17 protein-coding genes are annotated in these 23,680 nt (G+C 65.3%); 11 read left to right on the forward strand and 6 right to left on the reverse strand.

What is annotated here, in order from left to right; translation table 11 throughout:
* Positions 1 to 33 precede the first annotated feature (33 nt).
* The 7 genes from HD596_RS02400 (at position 34) to HD596_RS02430 (ending at position 14,561) form a co-directional block, all read left to right on the forward strand.
* Positions 34 to 636, forward strand: a complete 603-nt coding sequence (locus tag HD596_RS02400) for a hypothetical protein (protein WP_185067664.1) — start codon at positions 34 to 36, stop codon at positions 634 to 636.
* A gap of 13 nt (positions 637 to 649) precedes the next feature.
* Complete coding sequence (locus tag HD596_RS02405) at positions 650 to 1,918, forward strand: VWA domain-containing protein (RefSeq protein ID WP_185067665.1); 1,269 nt, start codon at positions 650 to 652, stop codon at positions 1,916 to 1,918.
* Positions 1,919 to 2,579: 661 nt separating this feature from the next.
* Positions 2,580 to 5,474, forward strand: a complete 2,895-nt coding sequence (locus HD596_RS02410; RefSeq protein ID WP_185067666.1) for a hypothetical protein — start codon at positions 2,580 to 2,582, stop codon at positions 5,472 to 5,474.
* 34 nt (positions 5,475 to 5,508) lie between these two features.
* Positions 5,509 to 10,119 carry a DEAD/DEAH box helicase gene (locus tag HD596_RS02415; RefSeq protein WP_185067667.1) on the forward strand — a complete coding sequence of 1,537 codons (4,611 nt, stop codon included), beginning with the start codon at positions 5,509 to 5,511 and terminating at the stop codon, positions 10,117 to 10,119.
* A 41-nt stretch (positions 10,120 to 10,160) separates the two neighbouring features.
* Entirely contained in the window at positions 10,161 to 11,816 is a 1,656-nt protein-coding gene (locus HD596_RS02420; protein WP_185067668.1) for a hypothetical protein, read from the forward strand.
* Positions 11,803 to 12,576, forward strand: a complete 774-nt coding sequence (locus HD596_RS02425) for a hypothetical protein (RefSeq protein ID WP_221519147.1) — start codon at positions 11,803 to 11,805, stop codon at positions 12,574 to 12,576. Before HD596_RS02420 ends, HD596_RS02425 begins: the two co-directional genes overlap by 14 nt.
* A gap of 2 nt (positions 12,577 to 12,578) precedes the next feature.
* Complete coding sequence (locus tag HD596_RS02430; protein ID WP_185067670.1) at positions 12,579 to 14,561, forward strand: Hsp70 family protein; 1,983 nt, start codon at positions 12,579 to 12,581, stop codon at positions 14,559 to 14,561.
* Positions 14,562 to 14,617: 56 nt separating this feature from the next.
* Here the strand turns inward: HD596_RS02430 and HD596_RS02435 are convergent, their stop codons facing one another.
* Together HD596_RS02435 and HD596_RS61245 are read right to left on the reverse strand one after the other, a co-directional pair.
* Positions 14,618 to 15,265, reverse strand: a complete 648-nt coding sequence (locus tag HD596_RS02435) for a 5'-methylthioadenosine/S-adenosylhomocysteine nucleosidase family protein (RefSeq protein WP_281398402.1) — start codon at positions 15,263 to 15,265, stop codon at positions 14,618 to 14,620.
* Positions 15,266 to 15,282: 17 nt separating this feature from the next.
* Entirely contained in the window at positions 15,283 to 15,579 is a 297-nt protein-coding gene (locus HD596_RS61245; RefSeq protein WP_246554077.1) for a hypothetical protein, read from the reverse strand.
* 446 nt (positions 15,580 to 16,025) lie between these two features.
* Here HD596_RS61245 and HD596_RS02440 point away from each other — a divergent pair, with 446 nt between their 5' ends.
* The 3 genes from HD596_RS02440 to HD596_RS02450 all read left to right on the forward strand — a co-directional run bounded on the left by HD596_RS02440 (position 16,026) and on the right by HD596_RS02450 (position 18,883).
* Positions 16,026 to 16,259 carry a hypothetical protein gene (locus HD596_RS02440; protein ID WP_185067672.1) on the forward strand — a complete coding sequence of 78 codons (234 nt, stop codon included), beginning with the start codon at positions 16,026 to 16,028 and terminating at the stop codon, positions 16,257 to 16,259.
* Positions 16,256 to 18,286: a DUF6571 family protein gene (locus HD596_RS02445; RefSeq protein WP_185067673.1), complete on the forward strand. Its 2,031-nt coding sequence runs from the start codon at positions 16,256 to 16,258 to the stop codon at positions 18,284 to 18,286. The genes HD596_RS02440 and HD596_RS02445 overlap by 4 nt, the downstream gene beginning before the upstream one ends.
* Before the next feature lie 177 nt (positions 18,287 to 18,463).
* Entirely contained in the window at positions 18,464 to 18,883 is a 420-nt protein-coding gene (locus HD596_RS02450; protein WP_185067674.1) for a hypothetical protein, read from the forward strand.
* 346 nt (positions 18,884 to 19,229) lie between these two features.
* On the opposite strand, the gene HD596_RS02455 is transcribed toward HD596_RS02450, so the two are convergent.
* Together HD596_RS02455 and HD596_RS02460 are read right to left on the reverse strand one after the other, a co-directional pair.
* Positions 19,230 to 20,594 carry a tyrosine-type recombinase/integrase gene (locus HD596_RS02455; RefSeq protein WP_185067675.1) on the reverse strand — a complete coding sequence of 455 codons (1,365 nt, stop codon included), beginning with the start codon at positions 20,592 to 20,594 and terminating at the stop codon, positions 19,230 to 19,232.
* Positions 20,591 to 20,782, reverse strand: a complete 192-nt coding sequence (locus tag HD596_RS02460; protein WP_185067676.1) for a helix-turn-helix transcriptional regulator — start codon at positions 20,780 to 20,782, stop codon at positions 20,591 to 20,593. Before HD596_RS02460 ends, HD596_RS02455 begins: the two co-directional genes overlap by 4 nt.
* A 992-nt stretch (positions 20,783 to 21,774) precedes the next feature.
* On the opposite strand from HD596_RS02460, the gene HD596_RS02465 reads away from it, so the two are divergent.
* A complete protein-coding gene (locus tag HD596_RS02465) occupies positions 21,775 to 22,134 on the forward strand; it encodes a hypothetical protein (protein WP_185067677.1) in 360 nt (119 codons plus the stop codon).
* 40 nt (positions 22,135 to 22,174) lie between these two features.
* Here HD596_RS02465 and HD596_RS02470 read toward each other — a convergent pair whose 3' ends face one another.
* Both HD596_RS02470 and HD596_RS02475 read right to left on the reverse strand, forming a co-directional pair.
* Positions 22,175 to 22,468, reverse strand: a complete 294-nt coding sequence (locus tag HD596_RS02470) for a hypothetical protein (protein WP_185067678.1) — start codon at positions 22,466 to 22,468, stop codon at positions 22,175 to 22,177.
* A gap of 405 nt (positions 22,469 to 22,873) precedes the next feature.
* The gene (locus HD596_RS02475) at positions 22,874 to 23,491 is read right to left on the reverse strand and encodes an ATP-binding protein (protein ID WP_185067679.1); all 618 of its coding nucleotides are present in this window, start codon (positions 23,489 to 23,491) and stop codon (positions 22,874 to 22,876) included.
* Positions 23,492 to 23,680 lie beyond the last annotated feature (189 nt).

Here is a 23,680-nt window from a genome sequence, read left to right on the forward strand (position 1 = left end):
AGTGGACACCTTCACCCCCTGAGGAGACCATCGATGCTTCTCCGTTCGCTGGCCGTCCTGGCTCTGACCCTCGCCACCCTGCTGGTTCCGGCGACCGCGCACGCCGACACGAGCTATACGGGCGTAGGCGACCAGGTGCTCCGCATCCGCCTCACCAAGAGCCCAGGTCTGCTGGCACTCACGCACACGGGCGAGTCCAACTTCATCGTCACGACCGTCAACTCGTCCGGGAAGCAGGAACAGCTCCTGGTCAACGAGATCGGCCCGTACAAGGGCACTGTGCTCTACAACGGCGACGGCACCACCAAGAGCATCGCCGCCGTGCAGATCAAGGCCGACGGCGCCTGGAGCGCTGTCTTCAAGCCCCCGAGCAAGGCCCGGTGCTGGTGCACGGCCACCGTGCAGGGCTCGGGCGATCAGGTGCTCAAGCTCTCCCCCACCCGTGGGCTGCGCACGGTGACCGCTGCGCACAGCGGAGAGTCGAACTTCATCGTCCAGAGCTATACCCGCCCGGGCAGCTGGGGCGACCTTCTGTTCAACGACATCGGCAGCTATCAGGGCAGCGCGGTGCTTCCCGCCGGCACACGTCTGGTCACCGTTAAAGCCGACGGTCCGTGGACGCTCAAGCGCCGCTGACAGGAGAACGTTCATGCACATCACCGCTCATCTCGACCTGACCGTCGTCCCCTTCGACCAGGACGACGAGGTCACCCTCATGCTGGAGATCGCCGCTCCCCCGCCCGCCATCGGCGATCGGCCGCCCGCGACCGTACAGGTCGTCCTCGATCGCAGCGGTTCGATGGGCGGCGCCCGGCTGGCCGGCGCCCAGCGTGCGCTGCTCGGCCTGGTGGACCGTCTCGACCCTGCCGACAACTTCGGCCTGGTCAGCTTCAGTAATTCCGCACGGGTCGAGTTGCCGGCCGGACCCTTGGCCCACAAGGCTGCGGCCAAGCGGACGATCGAGGCCCTCCGTCCGATGGGCTCCACCGATCTGTCCAGTGGTCTGCTTCGCGGGATTCAGGAAGCTCGTCGCGTTGCCGACGAGCGCAGCGCCACGCTGCTGCTCATCTCCGACGGTCACGCCAACGAGGGCATCGTCAATCACGAACTTCTGGCGGACATCGCACGTGATGCTCATCAGCACGGCGTCACCACTACCGCGCTCGGCTACGGCCTGGATTACGACGAACGGCTCATAGCAGCTATAGCGGACGGCGGCGCCGGAAGCTCCCTGCACGCCACAGAGGCCGACACCGCTGTTCAGCTCATCGCGTCAGAGGTCGGCGTCCTGCTGTCCAAGGTCGTCCAGGCAGCCTCTCTCACGATCACGCCGCGCACCGCCGTCTCCGGTCTCCGGCTGTACGGCGATCTGCCCTGCACACAGCGCGCCGACGGTGCGGTGGTCACGGAGCTGGGCGACTTCTACGGCGGAGAGACACGCAAGCTTCTCATCCGGATGCCCGTGGCCGGGATGGCCGTTCTCGGCCTGGCCACCGTCGCCGAACTCGAGTTCACGTACGTGGAGAGCCGGACGCTGACCACGTACACCGTCACGGTGCCCGTGTCGGTCAACGTGGTTCCCGGAGACCAAGCCGCCGGGCGCATTCCCAACCCCGTCGTCCGCGCTGAACAACTCTTCCACGATGCGCAGGAGGCGAAGCGCCGCGCGTCAGACGCCCTGCTCCGTGGTGACGTGAACGCGGCCGAGGCGATCCTCAACGCCGCCGGCGACGCCCTGGAGCGGAGCCTGGCCTGGGCACCGAATGCCGACGAGTTCTTGGCCGAGATGGAGAAGCTGCGCAGGCACGCACTCGAGGCACGGCATGACGCGGCTCGCATCTCCAAGCAAGTTCGCTCCGAATGGCACATGCGCACCCGCAAGCGGGGCCGCTCCTACGACGACAGGGAAGGCGGCTGAGATGTGCACGGCGGCGGCTTCCGGCTGGACCGCGAAGAGTCCCGAGGCGCTGCCGTGCCATGGATCGCTCTTCCCACTCGGTCTCAAAGCAGAGGATTGCTTGTGAATATCATCAACAACTGCTTTAATTCTGCCCCATGCCCTTCCAACCCGGCCATCAAGGCAAAACGTTGGAGCATGCGGTACGTCGACATCGCGGGCTACTCGCGCCGCTCGGCTGCTGAATGACAGGCGGTGCGCTTCCATGTCCCCCCAAAGCCACATGTCAGAAATATCGGCTACGGAGTCGGCCGAGCTTCTCGACCGACGCGAATCCGAATGGCGCTCCCTGCTCCCGACCGTCTCCCTGCTCACAGAGGTCGAGGTCGACCAGGACTCCCTCGATTCCACCGGCAAGGCGCTCGGGGCCCTGTATCAGCTGAAGGTGACGAAAGGGAAGTATCTCTCCCTCTTCGACCGATGGCCGGCCTGCGTCGCCGTGACCCTCACGGGGGTGGCGGTTCATCACTATCGGCAAGGCACTTTCTGGCCTTATCTGAGGACGACGCTGAGTTACCGTTCGTTCACCATTCCGCAGGACTCGAATGCATGGGGAGCCGCATATCTCGACGCGTTGAAAAGGTTCCGCCTCCCCCTGTTTCCCGAGCGGGAGCAGAAGTATGTGGGACCGATTCTCATGCATGCGGGCATACCGACCTTCTGCCTGGACGACTTCTTCGCGCTGCTCCTCCGTCGGCACGCGCAGGATCCCGCGATCGACGCCGACGCACTGCTCGCGTGGGCGACCGCGCGCGAGACGCGCCTGTACTCCCTGGACGTGCCCGCGCGCAGGTTCATCAGAAACGGCACCGACTTCGCCGTGGACGTGATCGACCGTTGCCTTGATCTGCTGGACCGCATGAGGTCACCCGAACCCGACCTCGGCGGTCTCGGGCTGCCCGTACGCTTCATCGAGCGAGCCCAGGAGCTGATCGAGCAGGGCCGGCTGGACCTCGGACGGGGCACGGCGACGCCCGCCCGGCTCACGCAGGTCGAGCGCCCCCGGCTGGCGCTGGACCCGTTTGGGCAGGGCGTTCAGATCGTGCTGCCTCCCGTTGGGGAGGCTCCTGACGGCACCGCGCGCTGGAACGTGACAGTCGACGGCGTACCGAATCTCGTCAAGAGCCGGCCCTTGTGGGTCGGCGCGGCGGAGGGAGCGCCGACCACGACCTTCCCCCTGACCAGGCCTGCCCGTGTCGCGCAGATCTCCCTCCAGGGGACGGAGCACGAGACGGAGATCGGCATCGTCGATTCCGGCGACCCATTGCTGATCTTCACTGAGAGCGGCCGTCAGCTCCAGTCTCACCTCGGCGTCCCTCCGGACGCCGTCTGGGTCCTCCACCCCCGTGACAGGGAGGTGGTCGCCGACGTCCCGCCCCGCGTCATCGTCGAGAGCCCTCTGCCCGTGGGCTGGGACGGGTGGCGGCTCGTCCAGGTGCTGCTGGAGGGCGCGACGTGGGTCGCGCTTAGCGGCGAAGGCGTCAGACACAGGCCGATCCGTGGGCACAGCAAGCCGCGAGTGATCACCGGCGATCCGATTCCCGGTGTCACCACGCCGTACGGCTCACCGGTCTACTGCAAGCCTCCCGCCATATGGCTGCCCGCGGAGACGCCGACAACCTGGCTCATCGACGTCCGGTCGGCCACGGGCGAGGAGAAATTCCTCACCCGCCGGTTCACGGTCGGAGAGCCCACGGAGATTTCCGAGGAGCTGTGGGCGGGCCTGCCGCGGCCGCTCCTTGGAGCGTTCGAAGTCACGGTGCGCGGCCCGATCGGCCGCAACGCCCGCAGGACCGTCTCCATCGCCGAGGGGTTGGCTCTGCGCTGCACCCCGCCGGTGCGGCTGTTCAACGGAGACGGGCTGGTCCCGGGAGAGGCGTCGCTGTCCTGCGGACCTGGTATGACCGTCGACCGCCCCTCCCTCTCTTACTCCCCTGTGGAGCGGGAACGGGTCGTCACTTGTACGACCTCAGGTGGGACAGAACCGCTCATCGTCGCCCCGCCCTCCATGCGGGTCCTCGTGGAGGAGGCGAGCAGCAGCCCCCGGTGGAACGCCGGCCCTGTGCGGCTGCACACGGAGGGCTTCGGCGACGCCGACGCGCTCCTGATCGAGGTGCCGGGCATCGACGCGTTCCCGCCGCTCCAAGTGCAAGCGGGGCGGCGGGTCATCCAGGAGATCGCGCCGTCCGGACGGGGCCGCTACAACTTGCGCCGCGCCCAGGACACCGTGCAGGAGCACCGGAGCGTCGATCTGGTCCTCCCGCTCGCCGGCGTCCCCGTGCTGGTCGGCAGCGTGCGGCCTGCCCGGCTCGCCACCGGCGTCACCGCGGCCGGCAAGTCGCTGCTTCTCGACGAGTGCGTGTGGGTGGAGAACCTGACCGCGGGCCTCTACCTGTGCACTGCCCCCTGGCGAGAGCCGGAGATCATCCCTGTGGAGAAGGACGGCTCTATCCCGCTCCCCGACGACCTGGTGAACGCCGGGCGCATGCACGTACGGCTGACAGTCGAAGATCCCTGGGTCTCGTCCGAGTGGCCGCGATGGCCCCACCCGCGGGAGATGCTGGTCTGCGAGGCTCCCGGGCACTATGAGGGAGGCGATGCGGAGGACCGGCAGTTGTCCGGCTACCTGGCGGGGACGGACGCGTTCCCGGCGAAGGTGAGCCGCCTGGACCGGCTGTGGACGATCGTCGACCTGGCCAACCGCATCGACCATTCCACCGCGGACCGCTGGATCGAGGATTCCGCGGCCTTGCTGCGAAACCATCCCGAGGCGATCCGTTCCGTCCCGGATGCCGGCCTGCCCCCTGATCGCGCGGTGGTCGCCCTGATCACGACCGGGCTGGCAGCCTCGAAGATGGATCACTGCGTGGCGTCCGACATCGCGCTGTGGCGCAAGGCTCCCGTGGCGGCCGCCCTGCTGACAGGGTCCCTGCTCGCCGACGCCGCAGAGGACTCCGACCTGCTGGCCGAGGTGCGTGCGGAGTGCGGCGAGTCAGCGCTCGCGATCCTCAGGGGAGAGGACGACCCCTATGCCCCAGCCGGCCTCTTCGACATGGGCGCGGAGCTGATGGCCCGTCAGGATCCGGAGATGCTCGAGAGCCTCTGGAGCGCCGCGCAGGTCGTCCCCTCGGCCCTGCTTGATGAGGACACCCGCGTGACGGCCGCGCGCCTGCTGTTCGACCAGCGCAACTGTCGCGACGGCCGCAAGCTCGCCGATCAGGCCGAGCGGGTCGTGCGCGAAGGGCTGGTGCTGCGCGACAACGGGTTCTGGGCTGTGGGCAAGTATGTGGCCGCCCGCTGCCATCCGAAGCGGCTGCACGGGTGGGTGTCGCTGCCCGCGATGTCGATCGCGCTCGCGCTCATCGCCCGCATGGCCGCGCATGGGCACGCGGACTGCCGGATCCTGGAGGAACGCTTCCGCTTCCTCTGGCGGATGCTGGCCAAGATCGCGCCGGTGCTGACGACCATCGACCTGGTCCGCGCGGAACTCATCGTGGCTGCCCGGCCCGCCCGCTGAAACTTCCTGATCTCCCCGTACATCGGAGCTGACCGTGGATCCGCTGAAGACAAGCGCCCTCATCACGAACACGTACCGGCGTTACCTGCGCTCGATCCTCCCCGTACGCGATACGAAGATCGCGCAGGCGCTGGCGGCCGAGATCACGAGCAGTCCGATGCTGACGAAGGGACCACTGCTGGAGGCGACCCCGCCGTACCAGCCGGGGACCACGCTCCGGCAGCTCATCGACGAGAACGTGCTCTCGCCCGCGTTCGAGAAGCTCGGCGCGCCGGCCCTACCGCTGGACCGGCCTCTCTATCTCCACCAGGAACAGGCGATCCGCAAGGCCACGAACGGCAGGAACCTGGTGGTGGCCACGGGCACCGGTTCCGGCAAGACGGAATCCTTCCTTCTGCCCATCCTGAACGCGCTGGTCACCGAACGAGAGAAGGGGGAGCTCACCCCCGGGGTCCGGGCGCTTCTCCTCTACCCGATGAACGCCCTCGCCAACGACCAGCTCAAGCGTTTGCGCCTGCTGCTGGCCCAGACGCCGTTCATCACCTTCGGCCGGTACACCGGTGACACGAAGGAGCGCAGACACGAAGGACTCGCACAATTCGAGGAGCTCAACCATGGCCACAGGCGACTGCCCAACGAGCTGCTGAGCCGGGAGGAAATGCGTGCCACACCGCCACACCTCCTCCTCACCAACTACGCGATGCTGGAGTACCTGCTCCTCCGGCCGGCAGACATGGAGCTGTTCGAAGGTGAGCACGGCGGGCGCTGGAGATTCATTGCCCTGGACGAAGCCCATGTCTACGACGGCGCCAAAGCCGAGGAACTCGGCATGCTGCTGCGCCGCTTGCACGACCGGGTGGCACCGCGGCAGCGGCTGCAGTGCATCGCCACCAGCGCCACGGTCGGTGACGAGCCGCAGGCAGTAATGGACTTCGCGACCAAGCTGTTCAACGTGCCCTTCGAATGGGCTGACGACGACGCGAGTCGCAGGGATCTCGTCAGCGCCACCCGCGTCAGCATGCCGTCGGGGCCGTTCTGGGGACCGCTGTCGGCGCAGGACTACAAGGAGCTCGCTCGGAGCAACGATCCAGCGGACGACCTTTTCTGGCGGGCGGGCGAGCAGTACGCCAACGTCGCCGAAGGTCTCGCGCACGAGCACGCGATGGCGCGGTTCCGTGGCACTCTGGCCGCCGGGCCCCGGTCCTTCGACGACCTGGCCCAGCTCATCTTCGGCGGTCAGGATGACCCAGCCGGTGGGCTCGCCGCCCTGGTCGAGGTGGGCAGCCGGATCCACGGCGCGACCGGTGCCCCCGTCCTATCAGCGCGTTACCACCTGTTCGCCCGGGCAACCGAGGGCGCCTACACGTGTCTCACCTCCAGCGGACCACACGTATCCCTGAACCGGCATGAGTCTTGCCCGCAGTGCGCCGGCGCCATGTTCGAGATGGCCGGGTGCAAGCGCTGCGGTGCGGTCCACCTGATCGGCGCGATAGCGCTCTCATCTGGCGGCCAGTTCTTCACCCCGCGTGTTGGTAACGACGGCGTTCGTACGTGGCTGCTGCTCGATGACGCTCCGGAAGTGACCGACGAGGACGAGGCCACTCTGGAGGAGGCCGCCACCACCGAGAGCCAGGTGGCTCACCTCTGCCCCCGTTGCGGCGCGCTGCACGCCCAGCCACAGCTCTCCTGCGGCAAGAACGGCTGTGCGGAGACTGCCCTGCGACCGGTGCGCAAGCTCAAGACCAAGGCCGCCTCTCCCAGCGGCTGTCTCGTCTGCGGCGGGCGGGGCTCTGAGATGATCAGGCAGTTCGAGAGCGGCAACGACGCCGCCACGGCCGTCCTGGCTACCGCGCTTTACCAGCAGATCCCACCGGCGCCGGACGTCGAGATCGCCGACCATCCGGGTGAGGGCCGCAAGCTACTCACCTTCAACGACAACCGACAGGCGGCGGCCTTCTTTGCCCCCTATCTTGAGGCCAGTTACGGCGAGGTGCAGCATCGGCGCCTCATCCTCCAGGGCCTGTACCGGGCGACCGAGGAACACCAGGCCGTCAGCCTCAAAACCCTGATCTTCCACGTGAGCCAGGCAGCGGAGCAGGCTGGCGTCTTCCCTGCCAAGGACGACGCACCGAGTCGCCAGCGCGAAGTTTCCCTCTGGGTGATGCGTGAGCTGCTCGCTCTCGACGAACGCAAGTCCCTGGAAGGCCTCGGTCTCATCCGTGTCGGGCTCGACCGTGACCCCGGGTGGAGGCTGCCGCAGCCGCTCCTTTCGCTTGGCCTGTCCGAGGCTGAGTGCTGGGACCTGCTGGAAGAGCTCATCCGTTCGGTACGCAACCAGGGCGTGCTCACCATGCCGACGGACGTGGACGCCAGGGACGAGGCGTTCAAGCCGCGGACGGGGCCGATCTACGTACGCAAGGACGGGGCGGAGGCCAAGCTCAAGGTGCTGAGCTGGCTGCCCACCCGGGGACGCAACCGACGGCTCGACTATTTGACGCGCCTGCTCGCGGTCCTGGGCTGCAACGCCGATCCGAAGGGCGTGCTCGAGGGCTGCTGGAAGTTCCTGACGAGCCAGAAGAACGGCTGGCTGCCCAGCGACAATCCCCGTCGGGTCGGGGTGATCCATCAGGTGGACCACAGCCGGATCCGCGTCTCCCCGGCCGATGTGGTCTACCGGTGTGAGCTCTGCCGCCGTTTCACCGGCGTCAGCGTACGTGGCGTATGCCCGATGATGGGCTGCGAAGGTCGCCTGATCGAGGCCAAGGCCGATCCTGACGAGCACTACACGGTCCTCTACCAGTCGATGACGCCCATCCCGCTCACCGCGCGGGAGCATACCGCCCAGTGGACGGGCGAGGAGGCAGCCAATATCCAGCAGCGCTTCCTGCGCGGCGAAGTGAATGTGCTGTCGTGCTCGACGACGTTCGAACTGGGCGTGGACGTCGGCGAACTGCAGACGGTGATGCTGCGCAACATGCCGCCCACGACGGCCAACTACATCCAGCGTGCCGGGCGCGCGGGCCGGCGTGCCGACTCCGCGGCACTGGTGCTGACCTATGCCCAGCGGCGTTCTCATGATTTGTCGCGCTATCAACAGCCTGAGTCCATGATCGCAGGTCAGGTCCGCGCGCCGTACGTGCCGCTCGGCAACGAGCGCATCGATCGTCGACACGCCCACTCCGTGGCTCTGGGAGCGTTCTTCCGGTACGCGAAGTCCACGAGCGGCGCGGTCTGGCGGACTGCCGGCGAGTTCTTCCGCCCCAATGGCGGTTCGGACGCGGCCTGCGAGCGCGTGCTCGACTTCCTCAGCCCCGTACCCGCCGGGATCACCGAGACGCTGCGCCAGGTCCTGCCCGCCGAGGTGCACTCCGAGATCGGGGTGGAGTCCGGAAGCTGGGTGATCGATCTTTGCGAACACCTGGAAAAGGTGCGACAGGAGCTGGACCAGGACATCGCCATCTTCGAACAGAAAATCCAGGAGGCGGTCGCGTCCAAGCGGTACGGCCTGGCAGATCGCTATCAGCGCACCATCAACACCCTCACGACTCGCAATCTCATCGGGTTTCTGGCGAACCGGAACGTGCTTCCGAAGTACGGCTTCCCCGTCGACACGGTCGAACTGCGCACGCTTCACTGCGACAACCCCGTGGGCTCGAAGCTGGAGCTCGCTCGTGACCTGTCCAGCGCCATCTACGAGTACGCCCCAGGCTCGGAGGTCGTGGCGGGCGGAGTGCTGTGGCGTTCGGCCGGCGTCTACCGCCTGCCGGGGCGCGAACTCATCAGCAAGCGCTACTACGTGTGCCGGAACTGCCAGCATTTCCGCCACGTCGAAGACGACCCGGATCCGATCTGCCCGGCATGCAAGACGCCCTCCGACTCGCCGGTACGGCAGTACTGCATTCCCGAATTCGGCTTCGTTGCCGAACCGAGGACGAGCAAGCCGTCCACCTCGCCGCCGAGGACGTCCTGGAACGGCGCCACCCTCGTCGTCAAGCTCGCCGACGACCCTGCTCTCTTCCGCTGGCGCACCGCGAACGGCATGGTCGTCCAGTGCCGTTCGGGAGCGAGGGGGGAAATGATCGCCCTGTCCGAAGGGCCGATCGGATCGGGCTACGTGATCTGCGAGTGGTGCGGCTGGGCGAGCGCGCACCTGGGCCGCCTGCCGAAGAGCCACACCAGCCCGCTGCGGCAAGGCGAGTGCACCGGCCCCCTACAGTGGCGCACACTCGCGCACACGTACGAGACAGACATCCTGGAGATCCGCTTCGAGGGGCTGAGCCGGCCGCGAGAGGGCTGGCTGTCCACCCTGTACGCCCTGCTCGAGGGCGCGGCCCACGGCCTGGAAATCAGCCGGGACGACATCGACGGCACGATCCACGCGGGAGCGGACGGCCACACGAGCCTGGTCATTTACGACAACGTGCCGGGCGGCGCTGGATCGGTGCTGCGGATCGCCCAACGGCTGGACACCGTGGCGGAGACCGCGCTGCAACGGATGTCAACCTGTGAGTGCGGTGAGGAGACATCTTGTTATGGCTGTCTTCGCAACCGGCGCAACGAGCGCAACCATGAGCTTCTGTCCCGTGGAGCCGCACTTGACGTGCTGCGCATCCTGAGCGGGGACGGACTCCTCCGGGCGGAGTAGATCGATAACATGCACTGGACGAACTCTTCACATTGGCGCAGATGAACAGCTCAATACCTGATGGCGTCACACGCGCGGAGGCGGTGGCCGCGTGGCGCCAGAACCGCGCGCGACGCAAGGCGGCCAGGTCTCCCGACGGGAGGATCGCCGATCAGTCCGCTATGGCCTGGGCAGACCTGGGATTGCACGGCCGGGACACTATCGAGAACCTCAAGCGGGGACTTCGTGACCTGCTCGAGCGTTCCCCGGGCGCCCCGGAGCAGGATCGCTTGACCGTCGAAGAGGCGATCCTGTCCGCGCCGGGACCCGATCTTCCCCATGCGGTGCGAGGTCTCCTGAGCGCCATGACGCCCCTCCGGCTCGTCGAGGCTCTGAACAACCTCGTGCAGGCGGGGATGCCGTGGCTCAGCATTCAAGGTGAACGGCACGCCCAGCTGCTGGCCATGGACCTGCCGGGCATGGGCGCCATGAAGCGGCTGTCCGATGAGTTCCTCGACGGCGGGCCCGGATGGCGTTGCTATCTCGCCGCGTTAGGACACCCCGCCCGAGTCGCAGCCGATGAGATCGGGCAGGTCGTCCCGCGAGTCCCTCTGACTGTCGTCGACGACCTCATTGATCTTGGGCTGATCGGTGCGGAAGATCAACCGTGGCGGCTGATGGGCGACCCCGGCGAGGGTGTCTACGTACGAGCCCGGCTGGCGCCGGAAACCATCACGCGCGCAGACGCGGGGCAGCTCCAGTGGAGCGAGATGGAACGCCGGCACGCCTTTCTGGACGGGGCGGACCTCGACGGCGACGACGTATACGGCATGCTTGCCGGGCTGTGGCGAGGAGAGGTCGACGTACGGCTTCGCGGTCAGTTGCCTGTGGAACAGCAGACGCTGCTCGATCAGATGCAGCACGGTGCCCAAGTAGGACGATGGCCACAGGAGCTGATCAACGACCACGCCCTGTGGGGCGCCCTCGCCGCTCTGTGGACGCCGAGCGAGGCAATTGAGGCCAAGCTGAGCGAGTTCCATACCTGGCGTGGGCTGTACGTCTGCTACCTGCACATCCTCGTGGGCAATTTCAAGAAGGCCAGCGCCCAGATCGAGAAGCTCCTGGAAGCCGCCGCCACGAAGGATCAGCACGGCGGATGGCTGCTCGACCAATGCTCCTTCGCCGAGGTCCACAACATGGGCGCGTACCTGGCCCAGCGAAACAACGAGCTCGAGCTGGCCATCAAGCTGCTCTCCGACAAGGACGTGGTGAGCGACGAGACCGCTGCCCAGAACCTGGCCCTCATTCGAAAGCGGCGCGAGACGCTCGTCAACGATCGCGAAGACTGGCAGAATCCCTACCTCGCGCTCGGACTCGCACACGGCGATCCCGACTGGAAGGAGCAATACCGTGCCTTGCTTCGGATCGTCCGGGGAAACACCGAACGGGAAGCCGCCATCAACCGGGCCGAGCGTCGGCTGAGGCGGGCCACCAGCGAGACCCAGTTCTTCGTGGTACCGCTGAGCGAGGACATCTTCCTCCCCCCGTCCGACGGCCGCTCCTCCGCTCTTCTACCGCCCGTGGAACCGCTCCTTCGGCGCACGCCGGCGAGCATGAGTGCGGACTTCCTGACGCTGCGCGAGCGGGCCGCAGAAGAGCTACTCGCCGAATTCCACGTATCTCCTTCAACAGAAAAGATCACCGATGCCGAGCAGTGAGAAGGGGCCCCGGAGCAAGAGTCGCGGTGGCAACAGCCAGCCGCCCGGTTTCAAGAAGTCACACCCGGCGCCCGCTGGGCAACGTCCCGCGCCTCAGGTGACGGCCAGTGATCTGCAAGCCGCCCTCGACGCCCGGTTCAACCAGCTCTCGTCGGACTTGGAGAAGACCGTCAAGAAGCACGTCCGGCAGGCGCTGAAAGCCGAGATCCGCCAGGAGGTCGAGCTCGAGATTCGGGCGGAGATCGCTGCCAAGGTTCACCGGGAGATGGCGGTACGCCTCGCCGATCTGGTCCGCGAACACCAGCATCTGGACCCAGCCACGATCCTGCAGGACTTCGTTCGGCAGGCCACCGAGCTGCTTTCCAGCTCGAGCCAGCCTGCTGCGGACACTCTTACACAGCAGGAGCTCGTGGAGGCGCTGCGGCAGGCCGTGTTGGACGCCTTCCGCGCCCGCCGGCTCCACCTGGCCCACTTGGCCGAACTCGACTCCCATCTGCGTGAGGCCACCGACTTGGAGGGCATCAGGCTGCTCGTCGATGAATGGATCGCGGTGACCGGGCTCAAGCGCGTCACCGCTCCGACGGAGAACCCAGAGTGCTTCACCACGGTGAATCCGTCGGCCGACGGCCCCTACCTGGCTGTCGTACGACCCGCGTATGTCGATATGGCCACCCGCAAGACCATACGAAGCGGTCAACTGCGCCACACTGACGACCCGGCTAGCGCGATCCACGACGACTCCCCCGTTGGAGGGCACTGAAGATGGCAACGGGCATCGACTTCGGCACGACGAACTCCGTAGTCGCGCAGTGGAACGGAGACGAGGCCGAGGTTCTCCCCCTCGACGCGGACAACATCGACTCCGACTGGCTCTATGAGGAGTTCCAGGGCATCTTCCCCACCATCGTGGGTGAGAGCTCCACCCGGCTCGGCGCACTCTTCGGCTGGGAGGCGAAGCTCCGTTCCAACCGGGTCTTCGAGGCGTGCAAGCGCATGCTCCGCAACGACGAGAGCATCCGGCTCCGCGACGCCTCCGTCCCCGCGAGCGTGGCCGCGGCCGGGGTCTTCCGCGCCATGCGTGAACGCGCGGAAGGCAACCTTCTGCGACCCTTCGACAGCGCGGTGATCACGGTTCCCGCCAACGCACGCGGGGCCGCGCGCTACCGTACGCGGGCGGCGGCGCGGGCGGCGGGCATCCAAGTCAAGGCACTGCTGAACGAGCCCACCGCCGCGGCGCTCTCCTACATGCACGACATGCAGGAGGAGGGCCGCATCATGGTCTTCGACTGGGGCGGCGGGACCATCGACGTGACGATCCTCGAACACATCGATGGACACTTTGAGGAACTCGCATCCAAGGGCATCACCCAACTGGGTGGCATCGAGTTGGACAAGCGACTTCGCAAACTGCTCCTCCGTAAGCTTCCAAGCCATCCCGTCCTGTCGGAGCTGGAGAGCCGGGAGCTCGACCTCATCGTCGAACGAACCAAGATCCGTTTGTCGAAGGAGCCGACGGCGGTCGCCCGTATCCCTGGCAGCGGCAAGCTAGTACAGGTGGCCCGTGACGAGTTCGAGCGGGAGATCGCCGATCTCGTGGAACAGGCGCTCCAACCAGCCCGGCAATGTCTCAACGAAGTCGGCATGCACCCCGACGAGATCGACGGCGTCCTTATGATCGGAGGAACCAGCCAGCTTCCCTGCGTACGGGACGCCGTTGAGAGACTCATAGACGACGAGGTCGTGCCGGACGTCATTTGTCATCCCATGACAGCCGTCGCTCGGGGAGCGGCGATCGCCGCGGCCATCCTCGACGAAAAGGTCAACAGCTATCTGCGAGTGTCGTCGATGTTCGCCCTGGGCACCAGCACCACTGACCAACGCAGTGGCAAAAAGGTCTTCAGCGCGATCATCGATCAGCACACACCGCTTCCCGCCATCGAGGAGAAGAGGTACACCCCGATCGATGATGGACGGTCCCAGCTCACCGTTCCCGTGTGGGAGGCGGATCCTGCCAAGTCGCTAGACGACCCCGAGAACTTCCAGCTGACCAAGCTCGAACTCAAGTATCCAAGGCCCCTGCGCCGGGAAGAGGCCATCTTCAATCTCCGCTACACCTACACGGTGGACGGCCTGCTTCACGTCAAGGCAACCCTCGACAAGACCGGCGAGGTTCTTCTGGATCAGGAGATCCGGGATTTCACCAGCGGTGATACTCTACCGATCAGCGAAATTCAGCGTCGAATGAGTGCGTTGGACCGACTCACTCCATCAGGGACCTCCCTGCCCCGAACGACGTCCACCTCAGCAAAGTCCTTTGTTGTAGACGGTTCGAATCTCGCCTGGTACGGGCGAGATGCCAGAAAGGGCGATATTCCCAGCCTCAGCCTGCTACTCAGCGGCATCCAGGCGCTCCACAATAAATTCCCCGAAGCGGGAGTAACCGTCTTCGTTGACGCAACCCTGCGACACAAGCTGTCCCCAGCGGAACAAGTGATGCTCGACGACGCCATTCGGCAAGAGATCATCTTGCCGACCCCTGCCGGAACGCATGGAAAAGCCGACAGATTGGTGACGATGTTCGCCGATGAGACGGGCAGCATCATTGTAACCAACGACAGCTACAAGGAGCTTCAAGCCGAGTTCCCATTCCTCCTAGACGATGGACGTTTTCTCGGAGCTACGCCCGCCGGTGGCCATTGGCTATTCTCTCCGCGAACGCCGGTCCGACATCGACCTAACTCCTGATTAGGCGCAGCGCGGTTCACGCCCAACCAGACTGTGTCGCGCTGCCTCTTCGACAGTCAAGCCGACCTTAATGGCGGCTGGTCCAGCCCGCCGTTGAGCAGCACGTCCCGGACGAACTCGGCCGCGTTACGCGACGCGCTTTCGTGCCAGTCGTCGTTCTTGCCCATCCCCCAGTCGCAAACGGACTTCACAACGATCCAGTCCACCTTCTTCTTGGCAGCCGCGGCGTAGACGCCGACCGCCTCCATCTCGCCGCCGATCGCGTCCGGATGCGCATCGATGAGCTCTTGTCGTGCCGTCGGCGAGTTGAGCAGCACACTTCCAGAGAGCATCGGGCCGAAGTGGACCTTCGGGGTGCCCTTCGTCAACCTGGCGGTCTGGCAGCGGTCGAGCAGCGTCACCGACGGGGCGACCCGCTCACCCCTGCTGATTTCGACAGCCGTCCCCGGCGTGGGCTCGACGATCTTCTTGTGATCGATGCCTCGGAGCTGAGTGCACACCAGGATGTCACCGAGCTGTTGCTCACCTTCACGCAGGCCATAGCAGATCCCGGTGAGCAAGAGGTAGTCGGGGCGGAGCCGGTCGATCAGCGACTTCGCGGTAAGTTGGGCGCCTCCCGGATCCACGGCTGCCGTCCGCGTCTGCGCCAACAGGACACGGGCACGCCTTACCAGGCCGAGATCGAAGGTGGTGTGGTGCTCCAGGTGGCGACGCTGTGGCCCTACCCCCGCATGGAAACTTGCCGTCCCCGCACGTCTGTTCGTGGCCCCGTGGCCTGGAACGTGACCCCGTCGCTGTTCGCGCCAGCCAACTCCCGCAAGGCGTCTCGCATGGCATGGGTCGTCGCTCCGTCCAGGAGGCACAGCAGCGGTTCGTTGACCTCGACCGTCCACAGGCGCACCCTCAGGTCCTCGACGGCGCCCATCATCTGGGCACGTACCAGCCCTTGCAGCCGCTCGGTGACCTCGCCGAGTAGGTCGTGCGCCAGAGCGGGGTCGGTGCAGTGGCACAGCGACATCGACCAGTGCTGGAACCTCAGCTCCTCGCCGACCGACCGCAGAACCGGGCCGCCCCGCCACGCTCTACCGCCGCGGCCCCGTCCGTCTCCTGCATCCGCCGCTGCTCCGCGAGGGGCGCACGGCCCGTACACAAACGACACCTGGCCCCTCCGCCAAGAAGTCCGACTAACAAAATGATCTAGGAGAAGGGGCCGCCGTGGATCGTACCGGAGAGTTATGGGTGCGGATCGAACCTGCATCCCCCGAAAAACTCGCCCACCAGCCCAAACCGCGTCCCGCTCTAGGCGCACCATCCGCGGCCTGCCCATGCCATAGCCACTCCCACGTTGTACGCAAGGCTGGCGCTTCTGGGTTCGAGCGATATCCACTTGGTCGGACTCGTCCAAGATGTGCCGTCCATGGTTACCATTCAAGCGTCCAGTCGTCTTTCCCGGGTCAGGCCGTCATGCCGACGAAAGATGAGGTAGAGACCGCTCGCCGACAGATCGAGCGTCTTTCCGATCAGTGCGAGGCGGATTTACGCGAGCTCATCCGCCTCGCCGAGGGTGGCGCGCTGAAAGGGCCGGAGGGCGACAAACTCTCCGCCGATATCCGCCAGTGGGAGCGCGACACCAAGAACTACTTCCGGGCGGCCCTGGACACGCTCCACAACCTCCCCGCGTCCGAGGTGTCTCCATGAGCCCTCGCGTGGGTATCAACCCTGAACTCATGACCAAGGTCATAGCCATGCTCAAGCGCACGGGCCCCGAGTTCCGGGAATCCAGCCGCCAGGTCGAAAGCGCGCTCGGCCGTCTCGGCGTCGAGTTCTGGACCTCGCCCGCGCTACGCAGGGTCGCCGACCAGATGAGCGCGAAGCCACCGGACCTTCAAGGTCGCCTGGACCTGATTCTCGCCACCCCTGATGCGGAGCTCAGCCGTGACGGCATCATCTGGGCGGACGGCGCGGACTGGCAGTCCAGCACCACGGAAGGCGCCGCCGCCGCCCGGGCGGTGGCGGCGAAAGTCCGTGCGCAGGCCAAATCCGGGGCCTTCGACGCCCAGACGATCGCCGAACTCGAGAAACACAAGAACGACCCTCTCTTCGCGGCTGCATTCGCCAAGGAGATCCCGCCTGATGAGCTCAAGCGAGTGATCTCCCGAATGTTCAGAACAGACCTTCCTCCCGCCGGCCGCCCGGATGACAAGGACCTGGACACAGAGAAAAAGGTCGCCGGGCTGTTCAGCACCATCCTGGGCACCGCCTCCCGGGCCCGGAAGCTGCCCGACAAATACGCCGATGAACTGCTCAAGGACCTGGACGACCCGCAGAGCGCCTTCGCCATCGGCAAGCTCCTCGGCAAAGGGAAATTCGACCACGCGTTCATGCTCGATGTGGTGAAGCGGGTCTACGACTTCGACGTGGCTCACCCGCAGGCACGGGCAAGAGAGCCGGAGTCGCCGCTGCCCGGCCAGGACAAGATTCGGCCCGCCCCCGACGTGAGCCCCATGAGCACGGTGCTGAGCGCTCTGATCCATCATCCGAAGGTGGCCCAGGATTTCTTCACCGACCCCAAGCGGAGGCCGCTGGCCTACCTGATGCGCGAGCGGCGGTGGGGACCGGAGAGCGACAACCTGCTCGGCGCTGCCCTGTACGAGGCGTCAACGAAGTTCCGGGACCACGGCATGCCCCGGGAGCAGTCGAGCGGATACAAGGCCGCGCTCATCGCCTCATGGGCGAGCCATTACTGGGCCGAGGAGAAGGTGCAGCAGAACCTGCCGAACACCCGGATCTGGGCCGCTTCCATCCACGCCAACTACATCAGCGACGTTCACCGGGCCAACCAGGCGCCGCCGAGAAAGGATATTGGCGCAGACACCGCCTACGATCCGGACAAGTCCCTTACCGGCGTACAGCCTTATGGCGCCGTCTTCAACAAGGATGAACTCAAGAGTGTCGAGACGTGGGCTTTCAACGACAACGACGCGTTCGCAACCGTCGCGGCGGCTCATGGGCAGTACTCGGTGAAGGTGCTGGACGAGACGGCGGCCGCGCTGGCCGCAGAGGTGAAAGCTGAGTTCGCGACATGGCACAAAGCACATCCGGAGGCGACCAAGAAGCAGATCAACGACAAGCGGCAAGAAATCCTCGAGGAAAAGATGGGCACCGGTGGCGGAGCCTTCCAGTTCCGGGGCGTGGTGAACGACCTTAGCGAGACCACATATGCCCTCACGGATGCCGCGAACATCGCCAAAATAGAGGAAGCCAGGAAGAACGACGAGAGGTACGCGGTGTACAAGAACATGGTCACGAAGATCATCGACCTGGCGCCCGGACCACCTGGCAAGTTCGTCGGACTGCTGGTCGACCAGGCGAAGGATCACATCTATGGAGCATTCACGTCCGATCAAGAGGGCAAGGCAAAAAAGGCGGCCGCGAATGCGCTGGATGACGCCAAGGTAATGTTCGAAGATGCCACTGCGGCCGCCATGATGCGACACGGCCTCTTCGGTGACGGATCAGCACCGGCGCCCACTCATCCATACGCTTCTAAGCAGAGACCAAAAGCCCCTGAGAACGACTTCCTTGTGAACGGGGAGATCATGTCAAAGGACAAGATGAGTGAATCTCAAAAGAATGCCTACGATGAGTGGCTCCATCGAACCCCTGCTACGGATCGCGTCTTCTTCGGGGTAGATAGTGCCATAACCCGTGACACTTGGTCATGACAGAGGCATATCATGAGCAAAGCCCGCTTCGCAATGCGAAGCCTGTCACCTCCCACGGCGCTCCTTCTTGCGGTGGCCCTGCTGACTGCCTGCTCGACCCCTTCTTCACCGTCCCCATCATCCACTCCTGACACGCAACCGCTTGGCGACGTCACGGCCGCACCCAAAGAATGCGGCTTGCTCTCGAGGCAGTCCGTCGAACGTGCCACCGGCCTCAGCAACTTCACCGTCGAGAAATACATGTCCGACGATGGCAAGCTCCTCCAGTCCTGCTACATCTACGCCAAACCACGTACCGGAAACGCATATCGACTCAAAATCAGAATTGACGACCCGTCTCAACTCCCCCTGAGCCGCTTAGAGGGATCCAGAGCCTCCAGAAACGGGGTCGACTTGCCCACCGACGCCGGGCCCGGATTCACCTTTATCCTCATGGAGTCCGGGGAGAAATACGGGACCGACGGCTGGGCGTGGGCGCAGGATGGCAGCCGTATGCTAAGCGTGTCGCTCTCCAACACCCCATCCAATAGGGACGCCCAAAAAGATGTCATAGAATTTATTCGCCAGCTCAGACCCATAGTTCTCGACGAGGACTGAGCATCGACACGGGCGCCTGACCGACCCAAGTGATCGACTCACACGTATATAGTCAATCGAAGACCGAGACCGCCCACTGCCCGATCAGTCGCGGCGACGACCAGTTCGGCCACTTCCGCCAGAGGTATCCACCCGCACCTCATGGCAACCATGCGCATAGACCGGCCGATCAAGCGGCGGCATCGATTTCTGTCAGTCTTGCCGTGACCGAGAAAGGAGTCGACAGACCGAGTCGCTCAGGTAGACCAAGCGTGGCGTCCCGTGGTAGGCAAACGCCACGATCAGACGCAAGTCGGGGAGTGAAACGGCCCCGGCGAGGCCGGGACCGGAAGTAGATACATGCAGGCTATTCGTTCAGAGCCTCGTTGATCTTGCCATTGATGTGCTCCTGCTGGCCGTCCACGCATTTCGCGTAAACCCGCAGCAGGACATCCACGCTATGGCCGGCGCGCTTGGCGACTTCGACGGCCGGGACGCCCGCGTTCAACCAAAGGGAAACTGCCGCGTGCCGCAGATCGTACGGTCGAGCAGCCAAGGAAGAGGCGAACCGCGCGGGGGTGAGCGCGAGTTTGCGAGCTTCCTGCCAAACGTAGGAATGCGCCGAACTGGAGTAGGTGCCACCGGTGCCCGTGTGGAAAACTCTGCCGTCCGCGGCGGTACCGTACTCGGTGATGTGCTCGCGAAGCATGGCGACCAGAACGGGCGGGATGGGGATCTCTCGTGTTTCCTTGTCCGCACGGTGCTTCAGGTTGCGCGACTCGTGGGTCTCGCCGGAGTTGGTCCAGCGCTTCGTTCCCTGGGGCCGCGCCTTTTCCAGGACGATCAGGCCCCAGCCCGCGTCCGGCAACGTGCAGTTGGCCAGCCGCAGGTCCGCCGCTTCCTCCGGCCGAAGCGCGGCGTAGTAGACGCATGCGAACAGGGTCTTGAGCCGAGGGCCGCGCTTGCGGCCTACCTTGGGCACTGCGTCGAGGAGTTGCCGTGCTTGGGCGGGGTTGACCACCGTGCGGGGATCAACGAGTGCTACGGGCTTGGGTACCCTCCTTTTGATCTTGTCCAGCGGGTTGCTGTTGAACAGTCGCTCCTCGACTGCGTGCTCCAGCAGATGATGCAGGATGGCGCGCTTGCGCCGTACCGTGTTGGCTGCCGCCGGTGTACCGGAGAAGGTGATCGATATGGCGTCGAGGGCCTTGCGAAGGACCTGTGCTTCTTCCAAGGCCGTCAGCGGTAGAGAGGCCCTCTCCAACCAGCTCATAGTCACGGCTTGTGCCGTTGTCAGGTCGGCCCGCCGCTTCTCCGGGAGCAGCGCGTGGATCCGGAGAACCTCCCTGAGTTCCGCAGCGGTGGGACGTTGCGGTGCGTCGGTGACCAACTCGGGGACGAGGGACAGCAGTGCGTACGCGTCTGTCTCGCGGGTTCGAGGAGCTGTCGAGTTCCAGCGCCGAAGAAGGTACGCCTGAGCGAACTGCAGGAGGGACGGCCCGGAGGGTTGCCGTGCGCGCTTCGACACCGGGAGACCGGTGGCGAGGTCGAACTCCTCCCCCACCTTGGTCGCCTGCCGCAAGTCGGATATGAAGGCGTTGGCCAGGCCCTTGGTCCGGAAGCTTTTCGACCTCTCCTTGCCGGCCACTCGCCAGCGAGCGATGTAGGTGGGTGCACTTCTATTGGAGCGCTGCTGGACGTAGCCCAGTTTCACGTCGTACGTGGTGCTCATCTCGGCTCCCGTCGTGAGTCGAGCCAGGCCATGAGATCGCTCCGCCAGACGCGGAGTTCGAGGTTGGGCAGTTGGACGCAGACCGGTGCGCGGCCAAGCTGACGCCAGCGGTAGAAGGTGCGGCGGGACACGCCGCCCAGCTCTTTGAGGACCTGAGGAACGGTCAGCAACTCGTCATGCCTGGTCATTGACCAACTCCGTGTTTCGATCGCAGAAACCGGTGCGACCGCTGTCCGCGGGGCCGGATAGCGTACGGCCACGTCGGATCTTGCGGTGGACGCCTTGTGCGCTGTCCGGCTCATGGGTGGTGTTGTCGTGGCGCAGGAGCCCGCTTGGGGTGCGATTGGGGTGGTTCACACTGCCACGTAGGTGAATGCGTCGACGGGGCCTGCCGGTTCTGCGGATGTGGCTGGCCCGGCAGTCGTCAGTCCGGCCGTTGAGCCGGTCGGTCGTCTCCATGGCGGCGCGGGAATGGGCAAGGTTCTCCAAGGTACGCGTCTTTCCTCTCCAGTGATCTACTCTGGCCTCGACTCGTCGGGTGTCCTGACGGACGTATGGCACGGTGATCACCGCGTGGTAGTGATCGCCGGACGGCTGAGGCACGGGCTATGGACCCTCACCTCTGGCCGCGTCGTCAAGTCCAGCGATTTGGTGCGCTCACGTGTCACGGCAGCTCAGCGCTGGTCCAACCGTCGGGCGGATAAGCGGCGAGGAGTGGGACATCGGCGGCTTGCGGAGGATCAGCAGATCTTCGCGCGCGGTGGCATGGATCGGCAGTCCACGCGCCCAACCCATACATGCTTCGACCAGTTCGAAGAACTGGAGCTGGGAGATGACATCCTGCGCCGGGCGGCCAAATATTTAGCCGGCGAGACCAACTGGTCAGCGCTTCCAGTTCGTCGTCGACCACGCGGGCGCCTTCGGCGTCAAGCGGCAGGCGCACATGCGCAGAGCGCCGCCTCAACGTGAATGAACGCCCCCGCCAGGATCGGTTGACCTGAGCCACGGCAACTCTCCCCAGCCCGGAGCGGCTCGCAATGACGCTGGATCGATGGCCTTGTGAAGCACCGCCCAAATGTTGATCAAGCCATGTCGCCAGGGATGCTGGGCTGCGGGACCCAGACACGCAGGAGGTTCACAGTGGCTCCGTTCTGATCTCCTCACCCGGAACGGATAGCCCATGATCCGTCGCATCGCCCTGTCAGCCGCCGCTCTCGCCGTCCTGCTGGCTCCCTCACCGGCCAAGGCCCAGACCTCGGACGGCTGGCATGATGACGCCGGCTGGGGATCGGTCAGCGTCTCGGCCGACCGCCATCGCATCACCGTCTGTGACCTAAGCAACGACGGCCGTGCCGTCCGGGTCGAATACGCCACCTCCTACCTGCAGACATGGACCATCGTCGACTCCAACGGCGCTCGCTGGGGCTGCAAAACCGACTCCACCTTCTTCAGCCGCATCACCGCCTTCAAGCTCTATGAAGGTCGTAGGTACGGCTCCTGCCGCCCCTCCACCTGGATCTCACGATCCGGCCTTGGGTAAGCCGGGCCAGTCTGCAATCTTGCGCGAGCGGCCGGGCAGTCTATGCGCTCCTTCTTCGGCGTCGTCCTGCCACGATCTGCGCGGCCGTCAGCCCGCACATGTGTTCCACATACCACCGGCGACTGTTTGCGGCTTTCCGACCATCCCACTCCTTGAGGTCCTGATTTGAGATATTGAGAGGAGCCGCCACTTTGATCGGCCGGTAGGTGGCACGCCAGATCTGCGGGTCACGCTCATAGGTGGGGTTCCAGTACGTGTAGTCGCCGCCAATGACTGCCTCGGGATCGAGATCGATGTGGAGGCAACCGCGATCGAACAGGTACACCTTGATCACGTCCCGGCCGCACTCGCGGCAGTACGCTCGTCGGGCGCTCATGTCGCGTTACCAGCGTGTGCGGGGTGCGCTCCCAACAGATGAAAGACCGACCGCATCATGGAGGAGTGCGGCGGCGGCACTTGCGGGCATGTGGGCCATATCACTGCCGCACCTGCCACGGGTCCGGGGCCGAAGGGGGCACATCTCCGGTTCGAGAGTTCGTTGTGCCCTAGATCGCCACGCCCAGCTTGCGCTGCGCATTGCACGGCACAAGTGGCGTGCCCGGGTTGAGGTCGCCCATGTCCGGCACCGCAGCCGCGTCCCCCACATCGTTGATCGATACGTACACCAGGACGGTGCCGTTGACTTACGGGGCCCCCTCCGAGCCTGTAGGTGTGCGGGCTATTGATCCTCTTGCCGTGCTCATTGACCATGAGCGATGTCCCTGCCGACACACCTGTGAGGCTGGTCTGCCAGACCGTGAAGGGCCTGGCAACCTGCAGTCCCCCACCCGCCGTCGGCGATACCTGCCGCTGGGAGCTGGGAAGGCTCAACGGGACCATCGACTCTCGCGTGGCCTGTCGCAGACGCATCTTCCCCCAGGACAGCCCAAACATTGCGGCGTCCGGCATCGCAGGTGTAGGTGCCCCAGGCAGTGGCGTACTCCGCCACGATGCCCAGGCCGCGACCTGTCTCCGAGGCGAAGGCCGGCGGATGCGGCTGCGGCAAGGGGGACATGTCCAGGGTGCCGGGATCGATGACCTCCAGCAGGAGGAAGGGGCGGCCGCGGCTGACGCGTACCACCACCGATTCACGACCCAGGCCGTGTGCCGGGTGGATGACGGCGTTGGTGAGCAGTTCGCTGGCCACCTGGAGGAGCGAAGGGAGCAACGGATCGTCCTTGCCAATCCACTGGGTGAGGACATGTCGCCCGTGGCGAGGTGCCCTCGCGTTACGAGGCAGGGTGATCTGCGAAATCAGCATCATCGCTGTCGGCGGGCGAGATTCCTGCACCGGCACGGGTGCGGTTTCCGTTGGCATGGATATCACCGACCATCTGGAGGGCTTGGCCCCGAGGTCCACAAGATCGACTCTTCTTGTGAACCCAAGTTCGCCTAGTTCGTTGAAGACACTCCCCAGACTGGCCCCCGCCAGTTACTTTGAGTAGTCAACAGGCGACACAGTTGCTACACACATCGGGTTCACGGATGTGTGTGTACTTGTGAACAT

It is taken from the genome of Nonomuraea jabiensis (assembly GCF_014204795.1).
In the GTDB taxonomy this organism is placed as follows: Bacteria; Actinomycetota; Actinomycetes; order Streptosporangiales; family Streptosporangiaceae; genus Nonomuraea; species Nonomuraea jabiensis.

What these genes read in the sequence shown, in the direction of transcription:
- HD596_RS02400 (WP_185067664.1), top strand. Translation starts at nt 34, where the DNA reads ATGCTTCTCCGTTCGCTGGCCGTCCTGGCTCTGACCCTCGCCACCCTG.
- HD596_RS02405 (WP_185067665.1), top strand. Translation starts at nt 650, where the DNA reads ATGCACATCACCGCTCATCTCGACCTGACCGTCGTCCCCTTCGACCAG.
- HD596_RS02420 (WP_185067668.1), top strand. Translation starts at nt 10,161, where the DNA reads ATGAACAGCTCAATACCTGATGGCGTCACACGCGCGGAGGCGGTGGCC.
- HD596_RS02425 (WP_221519147.1), top strand. Translation starts at nt 11,803, where the DNA reads ATGCCGAGCAGTGAGAAGGGGCCCCGGAGCAAGAGTCGCGGTGGCAAC.
- HD596_RS02430 (WP_185067670.1), top strand. Translation starts at nt 12,579, where the DNA reads ATGGCAACGGGCATCGACTTCGGCACGACGAACTCCGTAGTCGCGCAG.
- HD596_RS61245 (WP_246554077.1), bottom strand. Translation starts at nt 15,579, where the DNA reads ATGTCGCTGTGCCACTGCACCGACCCCGCTCTGGCGCACGACCTACTC.
- HD596_RS02440 (WP_185067672.1), top strand. Translation starts at nt 16,026, where the DNA reads ATGCCGACGAAAGATGAGGTAGAGACCGCTCGCCGACAGATCGAGCGT.
- HD596_RS02445 (WP_185067673.1), top strand. Translation starts at nt 16,256, where the DNA reads ATGAGCCCTCGCGTGGGTATCAACCCTGAACTCATGACCAAGGTCATA.
- HD596_RS02455 (WP_185067675.1), bottom strand. Translation starts at nt 20,594, where the DNA reads ATGAGCACCACGTACGACGTGAAACTGGGCTACGTCCAGCAGCGCTCC.
- HD596_RS02460 (WP_185067676.1), bottom strand. Translation starts at nt 20,782, where the DNA reads ATGACCAGGCATGACGAGTTGCTGACCGTTCCTCAGGTCCTCAAAGAG.
- HD596_RS02465 (WP_185067677.1), top strand. Translation starts at nt 21,775, where the DNA reads ATGATCCGTCGCATCGCCCTGTCAGCCGCCGCTCTCGCCGTCCTGCTG.
- HD596_RS02475 (WP_185067679.1), bottom strand. Translation starts at nt 23,491, where the DNA reads ATGCCAACGGAAACCGCACCCGTGCCGGTGCAGGAATCTCGCCCGCCG.